The 15,245-nt window shown below is 73.3% G+C and carries 15 protein-coding genes and 1 riboswitch; of the genes, 8 read left to right on the forward strand and 7 right to left on the reverse strand.

All coding sequences use genetic code 11. The features are described from left to right. Positions 1-4 precede the first annotated feature (4 nt). From HUW36_RS11620 to HUW36_RS34420, 5 genes are all read left to right on the forward strand, one after another. Positions 5-571, forward strand: coding sequence for a DUF2752 domain-containing protein (locus tag HUW36_RS11620; protein WP_246248088.1), 567 nt, complete (start codon positions 5-7; stop codon positions 569-571). Between the two features lie 567 nt (positions 572-1,138). Further along, positions 1,139-1,876: an FAD-dependent thymidylate synthase gene (thyX, locus tag HUW36_RS11625; protein WP_174528164.1), complete on the forward strand. Its 738-nt coding sequence runs from the start codon at positions 1,139-1,141 to the stop codon at positions 1,874-1,876. Between the two features lie 52 nt (positions 1,877-1,928). Further along, a complete protein-coding gene (gene dapA / locus HUW36_RS11630; protein WP_174528153.1) occupies positions 1,929-2,855 on the forward strand; it encodes a 4-hydroxy-tetrahydrodipicolinate synthase in 927 nt (308 codons plus the stop codon). A gap of 51 nt (positions 2,856-2,906) precedes the next feature. Next, positions 2,907-4,595 (forward strand): ribonuclease J, encoded by a 1,689-nt coding sequence (locus HUW36_RS11635; RefSeq protein WP_091579866.1) that lies wholly within the window; start codon positions 2,907-2,909, stop codon positions 4,593-4,595. Between the two features lie 174 nt (positions 4,596-4,769). Further along, on the forward strand, positions 4,770-5,096 hold the full coding sequence (locus HUW36_RS34420; RefSeq protein WP_246248086.1) for a hypothetical protein: 327 nt from the start codon (positions 4,770-4,772) through the stop codon (positions 5,094-5,096). Here HUW36_RS34420 and HUW36_RS11645 read toward each other — a convergent pair. Further along, positions 5,086-5,289 carry a cold-shock protein gene (locus tag HUW36_RS11645; protein ID WP_067305333.1) on the reverse strand — a complete coding sequence of 68 codons (204 nt, stop codon included), beginning with the start codon at positions 5,287-5,289 and terminating at the stop codon, positions 5,086-5,088. The two genes, HUW36_RS34420 and HUW36_RS11645, sit on opposite strands and share 11 nt — an antisense overlap. Before the next feature lie 223 nt (positions 5,290-5,512). Here HUW36_RS11645 and HUW36_RS11650 point away from each other — a divergent pair, with 223 nt between their 5' ends. Continuing rightward, positions 5,513-6,028 (forward strand): GNAT family N-acetyltransferase, encoded by a 516-nt coding sequence (locus HUW36_RS11650; RefSeq protein ID WP_174528154.1) that lies wholly within the window; start codon positions 5,513-5,515, stop codon positions 6,026-6,028. 56 nt (positions 6,029-6,084) lie between these two features. Here HUW36_RS11650 and paaN read toward each other — a convergent pair whose 3' ends face one another. From paaN to HUW36_RS11665, 3 genes are all read right to left on the reverse strand, one after another. Beyond that, positions 6,085-7,758, reverse strand: coding sequence for a phenylacetic acid degradation protein PaaN (paaN, locus tag HUW36_RS11655; RefSeq protein WP_174528155.1), 1,674 nt, complete (start codon positions 7,756-7,758; stop codon positions 6,085-6,087). Between the two features lie 347 nt (positions 7,759-8,105). Further along, positions 8,106-9,395 (reverse strand): threonine synthase, encoded by a 1,290-nt coding sequence (gene thrC / locus HUW36_RS11660; RefSeq protein ID WP_174528156.1) that lies wholly within the window; start codon positions 9,393-9,395, stop codon positions 8,106-8,108. A gap of 12 nt (positions 9,396-9,407) precedes the next feature. Beyond that, positions 9,408-9,540, reverse strand: a riboswitch (SAM riboswitch). Positions 9,541-9,612: 72 nt separating this feature from the next. Further along, positions 9,613-10,587: a DMT family transporter gene (locus tag HUW36_RS11665; RefSeq protein ID WP_174528157.1), complete on the reverse strand. Its 975-nt coding sequence runs from the start codon at positions 10,585-10,587 to the stop codon at positions 9,613-9,615. Positions 10,588-10,677: 90 nt separating this feature from the next. On the opposite strand from HUW36_RS11665, the gene HUW36_RS11670 reads away from it, so the two are divergent. Then, positions 10,678-10,986, forward strand: a complete 309-nt coding sequence (locus tag HUW36_RS11670; RefSeq protein ID WP_174528158.1) for an ArsR/SmtB family transcription factor — start codon at positions 10,678-10,680, stop codon at positions 10,984-10,986. Between the two features lie 7 nt (positions 10,987-10,993). Next, positions 10,994-11,647 carry a DUF4232 domain-containing protein gene (locus HUW36_RS11675; protein WP_174528159.1) on the forward strand — a complete coding sequence of 218 codons (654 nt, stop codon included), beginning with the start codon at positions 10,994-10,996 and terminating at the stop codon, positions 11,645-11,647. 52 nt (positions 11,648-11,699) lie between these two features. On the opposite strand, the gene HUW36_RS11680 is transcribed toward HUW36_RS11675, so the two are convergent. The 3 genes from HUW36_RS11680 to HUW36_RS11690 form a co-directional block, all read right to left on the reverse strand. Next, positions 11,700-12,149 carry a DoxX family protein gene (locus tag HUW36_RS11680; RefSeq protein ID WP_174528160.1) on the reverse strand — a complete coding sequence of 150 codons (450 nt, stop codon included), beginning with the start codon at positions 12,147-12,149 and terminating at the stop codon, positions 11,700-11,702. A gap of 173 nt (positions 12,150-12,322) precedes the next feature. Further along, positions 12,323-13,225 (reverse strand): ABC transporter permease, encoded by a 903-nt coding sequence (locus HUW36_RS11685; RefSeq protein ID WP_174528161.1) that lies wholly within the window; start codon positions 13,223-13,225, stop codon positions 12,323-12,325. Next, positions 13,225-15,245 (reverse strand): ATP-binding cassette domain-containing protein (locus HUW36_RS11690; protein WP_174528162.1); only part of this gene is annotated, 2,021 nt, incomplete at its 5' end. The genes HUW36_RS11690 and HUW36_RS11685, both read right to left, overlap by 1 nt.

The following is a 15,245-nucleotide window of genomic DNA, read 5'->3' on the forward strand; positions in this document are numbered from 1 at the left end:
CACCGTGCCCGACCCGCACGCCCCCGCGCCCGCCGACCCGCACGTGCACGCCCTCGCGCACGACGCTCCGCACGCCCGGCCCGGGGCGGAGTGGCCGGGCGGGACGGCCTACCAACCGGTCGAGCCCGACCGGTTCACCCGGATGGTGCTGCGGCTGCACGCCCGCGCCCCGCGCTGGGCGGTGCCGCTGGCGGCGCTGGGCTGCGTCGGCCTCGGCATGGCCTACGCGCTGATCAGCGACCCGACCCAGAGCGACCCGGACGCCCGGCCGACCTGCCTGCTCAAGCTCACCACCGGGCTGGACTGCCCGGGTTGCGGCGGCACCCGTGCCCTCTGGTACGTGCTGCACGGCGACCTGCCGGCCGCCGCCCGCCACCACTTCCTGTTCGTCTTCGCGCTGCCGTTCCTGGCCTGGCTCTTCGCCGCCTGGGCCGGCAACCGGGCGTTCGGGTGGCGGCTGCCCGAGCCGCGGTTCAGCCCGAAGGTGATCGGCGGCTTCCTGGCCGCCTGGGCGGTCTTCTCGGTGGTCCGCAACCTGCCCTGGGCGCCGTTCCCCTCCCTCTACGTCTGACGCCCGGCGGCTCGCCGGCTCGCGCGCCGACGGCGGTGCCGGCCGTGGCGGCCCCGCCGAGCTGAGTCGTTGGCGACATCGCCGGCACCGATGCCCGGTATGGCCCCTACCCGTGCGCCCTCGGCCCGTGCGGCCCGGGCCCGCGCGCTGGTGCCGGCGCCCCCGGGCAGGCGGCGGCGATGGGTACCCCGCATGAGCGATATACCTCAGCGTCATATTTATGCCTCTGAGTCATATCGCATCTGATCGGTGGTCCCTCCCCGCCGCGACACGCCGGCCGCTGGCGCTCCGCCACCTCGCGCCCCCGCCACCTCACGCCCTCGCCAACTCGCGCCCCGCCACCCGGGCCGGTCCCCGCGGCGGTCGAGGTCCGGGGCGACCGCGAGCCGCGGGAGATCCGCCTGCTGTCGCGCCCTCCCAGGGGGTGCGCAGCCCACGCTCGCGGAACCCGACCCGGCGGGCGACCGCACGAGACGTTGACCACGCACGCTCGCGGCGGCGCAGGTCGGCCGCGTGCCCGATTTCCACGACGAAGGCCGGGCAACTACAGTCCTCGGCATGCCGGAGATGGTGCAGCCCCAGGTCAAGCTGATCGCGTGGACCCAGTTCCAGGCGCCGGACGACGTGCCGTGGTCGACCGACGCCGACGGCGGGCAGGCGCTCGCCGAGTTCGCCGGGCGGGCCTGCTACCAGAGCTGGAAGAAGCCGAACCCGGCCACCGCGACGAACGCCGGCTACCTGGCGCACATCCTGGAGGTCGGCCACCTGAGCGTGCTGGAGCACGGATCGGTGAGCTTCTACTTCAGCGGCGTCTCCCGCTCGTTCACCCACGAGCTGATCCGGCACCGGCACTTCTCCTACTCGCAGCTCTCCCAGCGCTACGTGCCCGAGCGGGACGCGGCGATGGTCGAGCCGGCGGTGATCGCCGACGACCCCGAGCTGCACAAGAAGTTCGTGGAGGCGTCCGAGGCGGCGGTGCGGGCGTACACCGAGCTGCTGGAGGGGCTGGAGGCCCGCTTCACCGACGAGCCCAACCCGACGCTGCGCCGCAAGCAGGCCCGCCAGGCGGCCCGCGCCGTGCTGCCGAACGCGACCGAGACCCGCATCGTGGTCACCGGCAACTACCGGGCCTGGCGGCACTTCGTCAAGATGCGCGCCACCGAGCACGCCGACGTGGAGATCCGCGAGCTGGCGGTCGAGTGCCTGCGACAGCTCAAGGGCGTCGCGCCGAACGTCTTCGCCGACTTCGTGATCTCCACGCTGCCGGACGGCACCGAGGTGGCGGCGTCGCCGCACGCCGAGTGAGTCGTCGCCCTTCGCCGCCGGGCCACCGGTGGTCGTCCGCTAGGTTGTGAACATGACGCACGACCACCCTGCCGCCCCGGAGCGGGGCCCGTCGCGCCCGTTCGGGCGAGTGATCACGGCCATGGTGACCCCGTTCACCCCGGACGGGGCGCTGGACCTCGACGGCGCCGCCCGGCTGGCCCGCTACCTCGTCGACGAGCAGGGCAACGACGCGCTGGTGCTCAACGGCACCACCGGTGAGTCCCCGACCACGACCGACGCGGAGAAGGAGACGCTGATCCGCGCGGTCGTCGAGGCGGTCGGCGACCGGGCCCGCATCGTCGCCGGGGTGGGCACCAACGACACCCGGCACACCGTCGAGCTGGCCGCCCAGGCCGAGAAGGCCGGCGCGCACGGCCTGCTCGTGGTCACCCCTTATTACAACAAGCCGCCGCAGGCCGGGCTGCTGCGCCACTTCACCACCGTCGCGGACGCCAGCGGGCTGCCGGTCATGCTCTACGACATCCCGCACCGCTCCGGTGTCGCCATCGCCACCGACACGCTGGTGAAGCTCGCCGAGCACGGCCGGATCGTGGCGGTCAAGGACGCCAAGGGCGACCTCACCGCCACCTCCTGGGTGCTGGCCCGCAGCGACCTGGCGTTCTACAGCGGCGAGGACGCGCTCACCCTGCCGATGCTGTCGATCGGCGCGGTCGGCGTGGTCGGCACCTCCACCCACTTCACCGGGGTCGGGACGAAGCAGATGATCGAGGCGGTCGAGGCCGGCGACGCGGCCCGGGCGCTCGCGCTGCACCGGCGGCTCCTGCCGCTCTACACCGGCATCTTCCGCACCCAGGGCACCATCCTGGTCAAGGCGGGACTGGCGGCCCAGGGCCTGCCGTCCGGCCCGGTACGACCGCCGCTGGTCGAGGCCACCGGCGACGAACTGGCCCAGCTGCGCGCCGACTGCGCCGCGGCGGGCCTGCCCCTGCCCGAATGATTCAACGACACGACGGACGCCGCACGGCGGCGTCGCAGAATGAGGTGACGCGTGACCGAGGCGCACATCGAGGGTGAGCTGCCCCCGCCGCTGCCGGAGGGCGGCCTGCGGATCATCCCGCTCGGCGGACTCGGCGCCATCGGCCGGAACATGACCGTCTTCGAGTACGACGGCAAGCTGCTCATCGTCGACTGCGGGGTGCTCTTCCCCGACGTCGAGCAGCCGGGCGTGGACCTGATCCTGCCCGACTTCGGGCCGATCCTGGACCGGCTGGCCGACGTGCAGGCGATCGTGCTCACGCACGGCCACGAGGACCACATCGGCGCGGTGCCGTACCTGCTCGCCCACAAGCCGGACATCCCGCTCGTCGGTTCCCAGTTCACGCTGGCGCTGGTCGAGGCGAAGCTGGCCGAGCGGCGGATCCAGCCGTACACGCTGACCGTGCGGGAGGGCGGCCGGGAACGGCTGGGCCCGTTCGAGTGCGAGTTCTTCGCGGTGAACCACTCGATCCCGGACGCGCTGGCGGTGGCCATCCGCACCCCGGCCGGCCTGGTGCTGCACACCGGCGACTTCAAGATGGACCAGCTCCCGCTGGACGGGCGGATCACCGACCTGGCCGGTTTCGCCCGGCTCGGCGCCGAGGGCGTCGACCTGCTGCTCTCCGACTCGACGAACGCGGAGATCCCCGGCTTCGTCACGCCGGAGCGGGAGATCGGTCCGGTCCTCGACTCGATCTTCGCGAAGGCCAAGGGGCGGATCATCGTCGCCTCGTTCGCCTCGCACGTGCACCGGGTGCAGCAGGTCTTCGACTCGGCAATCGAGCACGGCCGCAAGGTCGCGCTGATCGGCCGGTCCATGGTCCGCAACATGGGCATCGCCCGCGACCTGGGCCTGCTCAACATCCCGCCCGGCCTCGTGGTCGGCATCGAGGAGGCCACCAACCTGCCGCCCGAGCAGATCGTGCTCATGTCCACCGGGTCGCAGGGCGAGCCGATGAGCGCGCTGGGCCGGATGGCCAGCGGCGACCACCGGCACATCACCATCGCACCCGGCGACACCGTGGTGCTGGCCTCGTCCCTGGTGCCCGGCAACGAGACGTCGGTCTACCGGGTGATCAACCGGCTGGCCCGGGCCGGCGCCGTGGTGGTGCACAAGGACGTGGCCAAGGTGCACGTCTCCGGCCACGCCCCGGCCGGCGAGCTGCTCTACCTGCTCAACGTGGTCCGGCCGAGCAACCTGATGCCGGTGCACGGCGAGTGGCGGCACCTGCGCGCGCACGCCCGCCTCGGCATCGAGTCCGGCGTCGCGCCGGACCGGGTCGTGCTCTGCGAGGACGGCGACGTGGTCGACCTGGTCGAGGGCCGCGCCAGCCTGGTCGGGCGGGTGAAGAGCCGCTACGTCTACGTCGACGGCCTCGCCGTGGGCGACGTCAGCGAGTCGCTGCTGACCGAGCGGCGGATCCTCGGCGACGGCGGCTTCATCGCCACCACCGTGGTGGTCGACTCGGTCACCGGCAAGGTGGTCGCCGGGCCGACCGTCTCGGCGAAGGGCTTCTCCGAGGACCCGGCCGCGTTCAACCCGGTGATCCCGCTGGTCACCGAGGCGCTGAACCGGGCCGCCGCGGACGGCATCACCGACCCGCACCAGCTCCAGCAGATCGTCCGCCGCACGGTGGGCCGCTGGGTCAACGACGCGTACCGGCGCCGCCCGATGATCGTCCCGACCGTCGTCGAGGTCTGACCGACCGCGCCCGAGCGCCGGCCCACCGTCCGCGGTGGGCCGGCGCCGTCGCTTTCCGGGTACGTCCCGGCACGCTGCGTCGAATCCGCTTGCCACTGTTCAACCGATAGGCGTCCGTCTCCGTACTCCCGGTCGGCCAGCGTGCCCCTGCGCCGGTCGGGAGGAGCGTGGCGGATGGACCGCAGACGGATGACAGCCATCGGCGTACTGGTGGCGGCGGCCGGATTGACGGCGGCGGTGACCCTGCCGTCGTTCGCCGGTGAGGGACCACGGCGCGCCGCCCCGGCGGCCGACGGCGTGGACCGGGTCGGGTCGGCCGGAGCACCGGACGTGGCCGGGGGCACCGGTTCGGTGGAACCCGACGGGGGCAGGTCGGACATGAGCTCTCCTCAGCGGCAACGGCTGGAACGGCTCATGATCTTCCACGGTGCGGGGCCGCACCGCAGCCCCGGTCGGGGGTGGCTCGGCCGCCGGCGACGGCCCGGCCGGGTCAGGCGATGACGCGGACCCGCTCGGCCTGCGGACCCTTCTGGCCCTGCGCGATCTCGAACTCGACCCGCTGGCCGTCGTCCAGTGCCTTGTAGCCGTCCATCTCGATCGCGGAGAAGTGGACGAACACGTCCTGCCCGCCGTCGACGGCGATGAAGCCGTAGCCCTTTTCGGAGTTGAACCACTTCACGGTGCCCTGTGCCACGGTGCACTTCCTCACTCTGCGCGGCGTTCCAACACCCGGGAGCCGGCGGACCGGCACCGGTGGCGCACCGGCTTCGGCGATCGGCGACGGCCGCTGAATCGGTGACCGAAATCGCACGCTACACGAGGCGTGACGACCGCGCACGACCACAAATCGGGCATATTCCGGCCCGGAACGCGGCACCCGCGTACGCCGTCCCGGGGCGGTCCGGTATGCATGCGGCATGACCAGCACGAGCGCCCCGGCCACCGTCCGCCGGATCCGGCCGGAGGATGCCGCCCGGATGCGCGCGCTCCGGCTGGAGATGCTCGCGGACAGCCCGCTGGCGTTTCTGGAGACCGTGGCCGAGGCGGCGGCCCGGCCGCACGCCGACTTCGTGGCCCGGGTGGCGTCGGTGTCGCGCGGCGACCACACCGCCCAGTTCGTCGCGGACCCGGGTGGCCGCCTGGTCGGTCACGCGGGTGGGGTCGCCGCGCCGGACGAGGCGGGCCTGACGCTTGTCTGCACGGTCTACGTGACGCCGGCCCGGCGGGGAAGCGGGCTGCTCGCCGCGCTCGTCGAGGAGGTGGCGGCCTGGTCCCGGGCCTGCGGGCGGCCCGAGCTGATGATGGAGGTGGTGGTCGGCAACGACCGCGCCTACCGGGCCTACCGGAAGCTGGGCTTCGTCGACACCGGCGTACGCGTCCCGCACCCGCGCATCCGCGCCATGTACGAACTCCAGATGCGTCGCCCGGCCTGACGGGTGTTGAGCGGGGCCCCTCCTCTACCGAAGGCGTCAAGAAGGGGCCCCTCCTTTCAGGCGTGCCGGCGGCTCTGCACGACGCGGAACCGGTTGGCCACGTACGCGCCGTCGGTCAGTGCGGAGTTCGCCGCCGGGTTGGCCCCGGAGCCGTGGAAGTCGGAGAACGCCGCCGACTGGTTGACGAACACGCCACCGGTCAGGTTGCAGGACAGGTGCACCCCGGCATCGATCGCCGCCGCCTCGGCCGCGTCCAGGACCGCCTCGTCGGTGGAGTAGACGGCCGCGGTCAGCGCGCCCTTCTCCCCCACCGTCTCGCGCAGGATGCGCAGGCTGTGCTCGGTGGAGTCGGTGGCGATGGCGAACGAGATCGGCCCGAACCACTCCCGCGAGTAGGTCGCCGTGTCGCCGGCGTCCAGCTTCACCACGGTCGGCGTCCGCACCACCGCGCCCGGGAAGGACGGGTGCTCGACGGTCCGCGACTCCAGCACCGGCTCGCCGACCTTGGTGACCTCCTCCAGCCGCTCCAGCACCCCGTCGTTGACGATCGCGCCGGTCAGCTCGACGCCGCGGGCCGGGTCGGCGGTCAGCTTGGCGACCGCGCCGGCGATGCCGGCGGCCACCTCGTCGAAGCTCTTGTGCCCCTGGTCGGTGTCGATGCCGTCGCGCGGGATGAGCAGGTTCTGCGACGTGGTGCACATCTGGCCGCTGTAGAGCGTGAGCGTGAAGCCGAGGTTGCGGCAGAGCCCGGCGAAGTCGTCGGTGGAGTCGATGACGACCGTGTTCAGGCCGGCCTTCTCGGTGTAGACGGCGGCCTGCCGTGCGTTCGCCTCCAGCCAGTCGCCGTACTCGGTGGAGCCGGTGAAGTCGACGATCTTCACGCCCGGGTGCAGGGCCAGCGTGGAGGCGAGCTTCTCACCGTCCGCCTCGGGGGCGAGCTGCACCAGGTTCGGGTCGAACCCGGCCTCGGCGAGCACCTGGCGGGCGTACCTCACGGTGACGGCGAGCGGCAGCACCGCGCGCGGGTGCGGCTTGACCACCACCGGGTTGCCGGTGACCAGCGAGGCGAAGAGACCCGGGTACGAGTTCCAGGTCGGGAACGTGTTGCAGCCGATGACCAGGGCCACGCCGCGCGGCACCACGTGGAACGTCTTGGTCATCCGCAGCGGGTCGCCCTTGCCGGCGGCCTTCTCCCAGCCGGCCGTCCCGGGGTGGCGGGTCATCTCCGCGTACGCGTAGGCCACCGCTTCCAGCGCCCGGTCCAGCGCGTGCGCGCCACCGGCCTGGAACGCCATCACGAACGCCTGGCCGCTGGTGAACTGCACGGCGTTGGCCAGCTCGAACACGTTCTTGTGGAGGCGGTCGAGGATCTCCAGGCAGACTCCCGCCCGCGCCTGCGGACCGGCGTCGCGCCAGGCCGGCAGCGCGGCGGTGGCGGCGGACACCAACTGGTCGGCGCCGGCGTGCGGGTAGCGCACGTCAAGCGGCACGCCGAACGGGCTGACCTCGGTGGCCACGGTGCTGCCGTCACCGGCCTGGTCGAGCGGGAAGTCCCCGCCCAGGTACGCCTCGAACGCGGCTTTGCCGTCGGCGGCGGCGCTCTCGCCGTACACCCGAGGGCTGGGCGACTCGGGGTAGGCCGACCAGTACCCGCGCTCCGCGATGGCGGTCAGCGCCCGGTCGAGGGTCTCGCGGTGCCTGTCGTACAGGGGGTGCGGGGTCTCCGTCATGCCCGCCATCATGCAACAGGAAGGCACCAGATCAGTAGGGGCGTGTCACAACTGAAGATCGCCCACCGTCGACCGGCCGAGGCCCGGGAACGGCGACAGGGCCAGCGGTTTTCCGCTGGCCCTGCGCGAGGTTGGTCGGGAGGGACGTCCGCACAACGCCTCCGGCGTTGGGTCGCAAGAACTTGAAAAGTCTCCGGCGGATGCCCTCCCGCACGAAGCATCTTGCGCCGTCCGGTTCCTGCCGTCAAGTCCTTGTCGGTGGGTTTCTGGCACTCACCGCACATCGCCGGTTACCCACCGGTCCTGCCCGATCCCCCACCCGGGCGAGTTCCACCTCCACCGTGGGGTCAGGAGAGGAGGTCGGCGTCGCGGGCGGCGCGGAGGCTGGGCTTGATGCGGTGGGTGGGGCCCACCTGGCCGGCCACCGCGTCGAGCGTCTTCAGGCCCTCGCCGGTGTTGAAGACGACGGTCTCCGCCGTCGGGTCGAGCCGGCCCGACTCCACCAGCTTGCGCAGCACGGCGACCGTGACCCCACCCGCGGTCTCGGCGAACACGCCTGTGGTGCGGGCGAGCAGGCGGATGCCGGCCCGGATCTCGTCGTCGTCGGCGTACTCCATCCAGCCGCCGGTGCGGCGCACCGCCTCCAGCGCGTAGAGGCCGGCGGCCGGGTCGCCGATGTTCAGCGACTTGGCGATGCCGGTCGGCTTGACCGGGACGATGGTGTCGCTGTCGCCGTGCAGCGCGGTGGCGATCGGGTTGCAGCCGGCGGACTGCGCGCCGAACACCTTCCAACCGCCGGCCGGCGCCTCGACCAGGCCGATCTCGACCAGCTCGGTGAACGCCTTGTCGATCTTGGTGAGCAGCTCGCCGCTGGCCATCGGGATGACCACCTGGGCCGGGATCCGCCAGCCGAGCTGTTCGGCCACCTCGTAGCCGAGCGTCTTGGACCCCTCGGCGTAGTAGGGCCGGACGTTCACGTTGACGAACGCGGTGTCCTCGAAGTCGTCGGTCTCCACCAGCTCGCCGCAGAGCCGGTTCACGTCGTCGTACGAGCCGTCCACGGCGACCAGGTCACCGCCGTAGACCGCGGTGGTGACGACCTTGCCCTGCTCCAGGTCGCCGGGGATGAAGACCACCGAGGGCACGCCGGCGCGTGCGGCGTGCGCGGCGACCGAGTTGGCCAGGTTCCCGGTGGACGCGCAGGCGTAGCGGGTGAAGCCCAGTGCCCGGGCGGCGGTCAGCGCGACCGACACCACCCGGTCCTTGAACGAGTGGGTCGGGTTGGCGCTGTCGTCCTTGACCCAGAGCGGGCCGGTGAGGCCCAGCTCGGCGGCGAGGTGCGGGGCGGACACCAGCGGGGTCAGCCCGGGGTCGAGGGTGACCCGGGTGGCCGGGTCCTGGCCGGCCGGCAGGAGGTCGGCGTAGCGCCAGATGCTGTTCGGGCCGGCCTCGATGCGCTCCCGGGTGACGGTGGCCAGGGCGGCGGTGTCGTAGTCGACCTCCAGCGGCCCGAAGCACTCGTAACAGGCGTGCTGGGCGGCCAGCGGGTACCGCGCGGAACAGGCGCGACAGACCAGGGCGCGGGCCGGGCTGCGGGTGGTGTCGATGCCGGGTGCGGCGGGGAGCGTCGACGTCATGTCGAGGGATTCCTCTCATCTTTCCCCGCATCGCCGGGTGCGGCGGGGACGGAATTGGCACCTGCCCGCGGTCGCTCGTCGTCGAGCGTGCGGGTGGTTGCCGGGGCGTCGTCGGGCCGTATCCCTCAGCCCCTCTGGATGAGGTATGCAGTTGTGCCGCCGAGTCTATGCGCCGCCCGCGGCCACGCCACCTCGGGATCCCACGGTGTGGGCCGGCTCAGCGGCCGACCACCGCGACCGGATCGGCCACCGCCGGCCGGTCCACCACGGCCGTCGGCACGGGGGTCGCCGTCGCGGCCGGCCGGGCCGGGGTACGGGTGACGAGGTTCGCCGCCACCAGGGCGGCGACGGTCAGCCCGGCGCCGACCAGCTCGACCGCGCCCGGTCGGTAACCGCGCAGGATCTGCACCGCGAACGTGGTCACCGGGACCAGGTTCATGAACAGCGCGGCGTCCGCCGCTCCGAGCCGCCGGACGCCGGTGTTCCAGGCCAGCACCGCGACCACGGCGGCGACCAGCACCGCGTACGCGAGCTGGGGGGCGACCGCGACGAGGTCGGCGGCGTGCGGGGCGTGCTGGACCCCGGTGAGGTCGGCGGCGGCGCTGGCGGCGACCATGGCGATCGTGCCGGCGACCGCGGTCAGCGCCGTGTAGCGCAGCGGCGACCACTCGGGGAACCGGGTCGCGCCGTGGGTGTAGAACGCCCAGCCGAGCACGGCGCCGACCATGAGCAGCCCGCCGAGGCCGAACTCGCCCAGCCCGTCGAGCCGGCCGCGGGTGATCACCAGACCGACGCCGAGGAGCGCGACCAGGGAGAGGCCGAGCAGCGCGGGCCGGGGCCGGATGCCGTCCCGAGCCCACCGGACGAGCTGGGTGACGACCGGCACGGTGGCGGCGAACAGCGCGATCTGCTGCGGGGCCGCGTGCCCGAGCGCGAGGTTGGTGAGCGTGTTGAAGCCGGCGAAACCGAGCGCGCCGAGCAGCATCACCTCGACCCCGCGCCGCTGCGCGGTCAGGGCGGTCACCCCCTCCCGGGCCAGGAGCAGGGCGACCAGCACGGCGGTCGCGAGCACGTACCGCGCGGTGGTCAGGTTGAGCGCGTCCACCCGGGTGAGCGCGCTGGCCAGCACCGGGAACATGACGCCCCAGCTGAGCACGGCGAAGAGCGGAAGGGCGGCGGAACGGGAACGCATCGCGGCTCCTATGTTCGAGTATCGTCGAACCAACGGAGCCGACTCTAGGAGGTTGTTCGACGGATGTCGAACATGGGTTACCCTGGTCACATGGAGCTGCACGAACCCGACCTGCGCGACGTGCCGGTCACCGCGGTGCTGGCGGCGCTGGCCGACGACGTCCGGCTGCAGATCGTGCGCACGCTGGCCGAGGGCGGCGAGCACGCCTGCGGCACGTTCGAGTTCGGCGTCTCCAAGGCCACCCGCAGCCATCACCTCAAGGTGCTGCGGGAGGCGGGCGTCACCCGTACCCGGATCGCCGGCACCAGCCGCTACGTCCGGCTGCGCCGCGAGGAGCTGGACCGCCTCTACCCGGGCCTGCTCGACGCGGTCCTCGCCGCGCCCGACCGGGTGGCATGATCACCGGATGCGGAACGCGGCGGCCCGACTCGGCATCGGCGCAGGGCTGGCCCTGCTGACCGCCTGCGCCCCGACGCCGCGACCGGCCGACCCGCGGCCCACGCCGCCGGTCCGACCGGCCGCCGCTCCCGACACCGCCATCCCCACGCCCGCCTGTTCGCCGGAGGGCATCCGGATCGTCGAGCTCGGGGTGAGCGCCGCGATGGGGCTGCGGGCCATGAGCATCGAGCTGGTCAACTGCGGCGACCGGCCGTACCGGCTGCGCGGCTATCCGGCGGTCGCGCTGCGCGACGTCGACGGCGACCCGGTCACGGTGCGGGTCGTCCCCGGGGCCGCCCCGATCACCTCCGGCTTCGACGACCCGCCCACCGCGCTCGTGCTGCGCCCCGGAGAACGGGCCGGCGCCGCGCTGGTCTGGCGCAACCTGGTCACCGACGCGACGGTGGTGGCGACCGACGGCGTCGAACTCGACGTCGCCCCGGTGGCCGGCCGGCCGGCGTACCCGGTCGCGCTGGACGGGCCGATCGACCTCGGCACCACCGGCCGGCTGGGCGTCAGCGCCTGGAAGCGCCGCGACCCGGCGCCGACCACGGAGGCGCCCGCGCCGTCCGCGCCGGTCGGTCCGCCGTCGCTCGCGACCACCCCGGTCAACCCGCTCTGAGGGCCCCGGCACGGGACGGGAGTCCCGCACCAGGACCCGGTGAGCGAGCGGCTCAGGCGGGGACCGACGCGTGGGGCGCGGGGGTGGCGTCCGCGGGCTCGCCCCGGCGGCGGGAAAGCAGCGCGTCGAGCGCCCAGGGGCCGGGGCCGAGCACCGCGACCAGCAGGAACGTCCAGCAGAAGAGCGCGGCCAGCTCACCCCCGTTGCGGAGCGGCAGCAGGCCGTGCGGCTGGTGCACCACGAAGTACGCGTACGCCATCGAGCCGGAGGCGAGCAGCGCGGCGGGCCGGGTGAGCAGGCCGACCAGCACGAGCGCGCCGCAGACCAGCTGGATCAACGCGGCCCACCAGCCGGGCCAGGTGGCGAACGGCACGGTGCCGCCGGTGGCCGGGTTCCCACCGAGTATGCCGAAGATCGACGCCGCGCCGTGGCACACGAAGAGCACGCCGACGACGACACGGAACAGGGACAGCACGGGACCGTTCACTTGCTTGAGGATCATGTGTTACCTCCTGGGACGGGTGTCGGACGCCGTCCAGGATGGCGATCACATTGATCGATGTTAATCGATTTCCTTGCAGGCGGGACAGCCCATGGGAACGCTCCCATGATATGGGCGTGAGGTGTTAAGCGGGGCCCCTTCCTCTACCGGATGCGTTAAGAAGGGGCCCCTCCTTAGCTCGTGACGTCCTTGCGGGTGAAGCGCCAGAAGGCCAGACCCCAGAACAGCGTGGCGTAGACGATCGCCGAGATCGCGCCCTTGACCACGTCGTCGGTCTGCATCGGCGACGACAGCAGCCCCAGCCAGGCGCTGCTGTAGTGGGTCGGCAGCAGGTTCCGCAGCCCGCCCAGCGCGGTGATCTGGTCCAGGATGCTGGACAGGATCCAGAGCAGCACCGCGCCGCCCACCGCACCGAGCGCGGCGTCGGTGGTCACCGAGAGCAGGAACGCCAGCCCGGCCACCACCAGCAGCACCACCGCCAGGTAGCCCAGCACGCCGAGCAGCCGGAGCAACCCGTCGGCCGGCGCCAGCTCGGCGGAGACCTGGCTGCTCAGCGGCTTCCAGCCGTAGCGCAGCGTGCCGGCCAGCAGGGCGGTGCCGGCCAGCAGCACCAACGCCAGACCGGAGTACGCGAGCGCGACCACCAGCTTCACCGCGAGCAGGCGGGCCCGGGGCACCGGCACCGCCAGCAGGTACCGCAGGCTGCCCCAGCTCGCCTCGCTGGCCACCGTGTCACCACAGAACAGCGCCACCACCACGACCAGCAGGAACGACGCCGACACCAGGATCGAGAACAGGGTGAAGTTGAGCCCGCCCGAGGTGGCCAGGTCGGCCAGGCTGGCGAACTCGCCCCGGCCGCCACCGTCGTCGTCGCCGGAGTCGAACTGGAACGCCACCAGGATGATCAGCGGCAGCAGCACCATGAACCCCAGCGCGAGCTGGGTCCGGCGCCGCGACGCCTGCCGCCGGAACTCCGCGCCGAAGGGCATGGTGGTCGACGGCCGGTAGCCGGCCGCCGCCCCGCCCGCACCGGGCGCCGCCGTACCGCCGGAGGACGCCACCGAAGAACCCGCCATCACCGGTCACCGCTTCCCCGAGAGTTCTCGCCCACCAGGGCGAGGAACGCGTCCTCCAGGCGGCGCCGGGGCACCACCCGGTCCACCCCGATGCCGGCCCGGACCAGCTCCGCCACCACCTCGCTGCGGGCGGTGCCGTTGGTGTCGACCACCAGCCCGCCGTCCGAGTCCGGCAGCACCCGTACGCCGTCGAGCCGGTCGAGCACCGTCCGCGCCGCGTCCGGGTCGCTCACCTCGAACAGCACGCTCGGCGACTCGCCGACGATCTCCTCGACCGGCCCGGAGGCCACGATCCGGCCCTTGTTCACCACCACCGCGTGGGTGCAGGTCTGCTCCACCTCGGCGAGCAGGTGGCTGGAGACCAGCACCGCCCGGCCGTCGGTGGCGTACCGCTGGAGCACCCGGCGCATCTCCGCGATCTGCGGCGGGTCCAGCCCGTCCGTCGGCTCGTCGAGCACCAGCAGCTCGGGCAGGCCGAGCATGGCCTGGGCGATGGCGAGCCGCTGCCGCATGCCGTGGCTGTACTTCTTCGTCCGCCGGTGCACCGAGTCGCCCAGACCGGCGATCTCCAGCGCCTCGTCGAAGTGGGCGTCCTCCCACGGCCGCCCGGTGGCCCGCCAGTACGCCTTGAGGTTGTCCAGGCCGGACAGGTGCGGCAGGAAGCCCGGCCCCTCGACCAGCGCGCCGATCCGGGAGAGCACCGGCGAGCCGGGCACCAGCCGGTGGCCGAAGACGTAGATCTCCCCGGCGGTGGGCTGGGTCAGCCCCATCAGCACCCGCAGCGTGGTGGTCTTGCCCGCGCCGTTCGGCCCGAGCAGGCCCACCACCTGGCCGGGGTGCACCTCGAAGTCCACGTCGGAGACCGCGACGAAGCCGTCCGCGTACGCCTTGCGCAGGTTGCGCACGGCCAGCGGGACGCCCGCGTACTCCGGGTGCACGGAGCTGTCCTGGCGGCGGTGCCGGCGTCGGGTGAGCAGGACGACCACGACGAGCCCGACCACGATCGCGGCGACCAGGCCGGCCAGCACCCAGCGCCACACCGTGGCGGTGGTCGGGATCGGCGCGGCGTCGACGGTGGGCAGCACCAGCGGGCCGTCGCCGAGCGCCACCGTGTGCACGGCCGGCTCGGCCGGCGTGGCGTACGCCTGGTCCGACGTCGCCACCACGAGCCGCAGCCGGTGCCCGGCCTCGACCCGGCGGACGATCGCCGGCAGCGTGACCGTGACCGGGGCCGCCGCGTCCAGCGTGCGCGGCAGGCCGGTCAGCCGCACCGGCGCGACCAGGCCGGACGGCAGCGTGGACGCGCCCTGCGGGTCGACGTCGTAGAGCTTGACGAAGAGCACCGCCTCGCCGGTCGGCGAGGCGGCCCGGATGCGCACGGTCGGCGCGCCCACCACGTCGACCGGGTCGGCCAACGGCGCCGACTCGAAGCGCGCGTGCTGGCCGGGGATGTCCCCGGCCACGCCGTCCAGCAACGAGCCGAGCGCGCCCGCGAACGGCACCGCGGAGATCGCCGCCGGGTTGCCGTTGGGCGGTACGGCGACCGGCTGGGCCCCGCCGGTCAGGGTGATCTCCCGGCGGCCCTGGCCGGCCACGCCCGGATAGTCGTCGGTGCGGAAGCCGGTGGCCACCAGACCGCGGTCGAGCGCGTCGAAGCCGGCGATCCGGGAGAACGTGAAGGTGTCGCCCGGGGCCGGGCCGTCGCCCTTGACGTAGTGGTCCAGCCACTGGGCGGTCAGGAACTTCACCCGGTCCGAGTCGGAGGTCGGGCCGGCGCCCCCGTCGTGCCCGCCGGTGAACCAGGCGACCCGGACCGGCGTGCCGGCGGCGGCGATGCCGCGCGCGTTGGCGTCCGCCTCGGTGAGCGGGAAGAGCGTGTCGGCCTCGCCCTGGACCAGCAGGGTGGGGGCCTTGATCCGGTCGAGCACACCGGCCGGCGACGACCGGCGCAGCAGCGCGACCGCCGCCGCGTCGGCCCGGCCGGTGGTGGCGATGCGCAGGTACGCGGCGCAGACGTCGG

Origin of the sequence: Micromonospora maritima (assembly GCF_902825405.1) — a bacterium.
Taxonomy (GTDB): domain Bacteria; phylum Actinomycetota; class Actinomycetes; order Mycobacteriales; family Micromonosporaceae; genus Micromonospora; species Micromonospora maritima.

Excerpts from the sequence above, each read along its gene's own strand:
- HUW36_RS11680 (WP_174528160.1), bottom strand. The coding sequence starts at position 12,149 with ATGATCCTCAAGCAAGTGAACGGTCCCGTGCTGTCCCTGTTCCGTGTC.
- dapA (WP_174528153.1), top strand. The coding sequence starts at position 1,929 with ATGACGCACGACCACCCTGCCGCCCCGGAGCGGGGCCCGTCGCGCCCG.
- HUW36_RS11650 (WP_174528154.1), top strand. The coding sequence starts at position 5,513 with ATGACCAGCACGAGCGCCCCGGCCACCGTCCGCCGGATCCGGCCGGAG.
- paaN (WP_174528155.1), bottom strand. The coding sequence starts at position 7,758 with ATGACGGAGACCCCGCACCCCCTGTACGACAGGCACCGCGAGACCCTC.
- HUW36_RS34420 (WP_246248086.1), top strand. The coding sequence starts at position 4,770 with ATGGACCGCAGACGGATGACAGCCATCGGCGTACTGGTGGCGGCGGCC.
- thyX (WP_174528164.1), top strand. The coding sequence starts at position 1,139 with ATGGTGCAGCCCCAGGTCAAGCTGATCGCGTGGACCCAGTTCCAGGCG.
- HUW36_RS11685 (WP_174528161.1), bottom strand. The coding sequence starts at position 13,225 with ATGGCGGGTTCTTCGGTGGCGTCCTCCGGCGGTACGGCGGCGCCCGGT.
- thrC (WP_174528156.1), bottom strand. The coding sequence starts at position 9,395 with ATGACGTCGACGCTCCCCGCCGCACCCGGCATCGACACCACCCGCAGC.
- HUW36_RS11675 (WP_174528159.1), top strand. The coding sequence starts at position 10,994 with ATGCGGAACGCGGCGGCCCGACTCGGCATCGGCGCAGGGCTGGCCCTG.
- HUW36_RS11670 (WP_174528158.1), top strand. The coding sequence starts at position 10,678 with ATGGAGCTGCACGAACCCGACCTGCGCGACGTGCCGGTCACCGCGGTG.
- HUW36_RS11665 (WP_174528157.1), bottom strand. The coding sequence starts at position 10,587 with ATGCGTTCCCGTTCCGCCGCCCTTCCGCTCTTCGCCGTGCTCAGCTGG.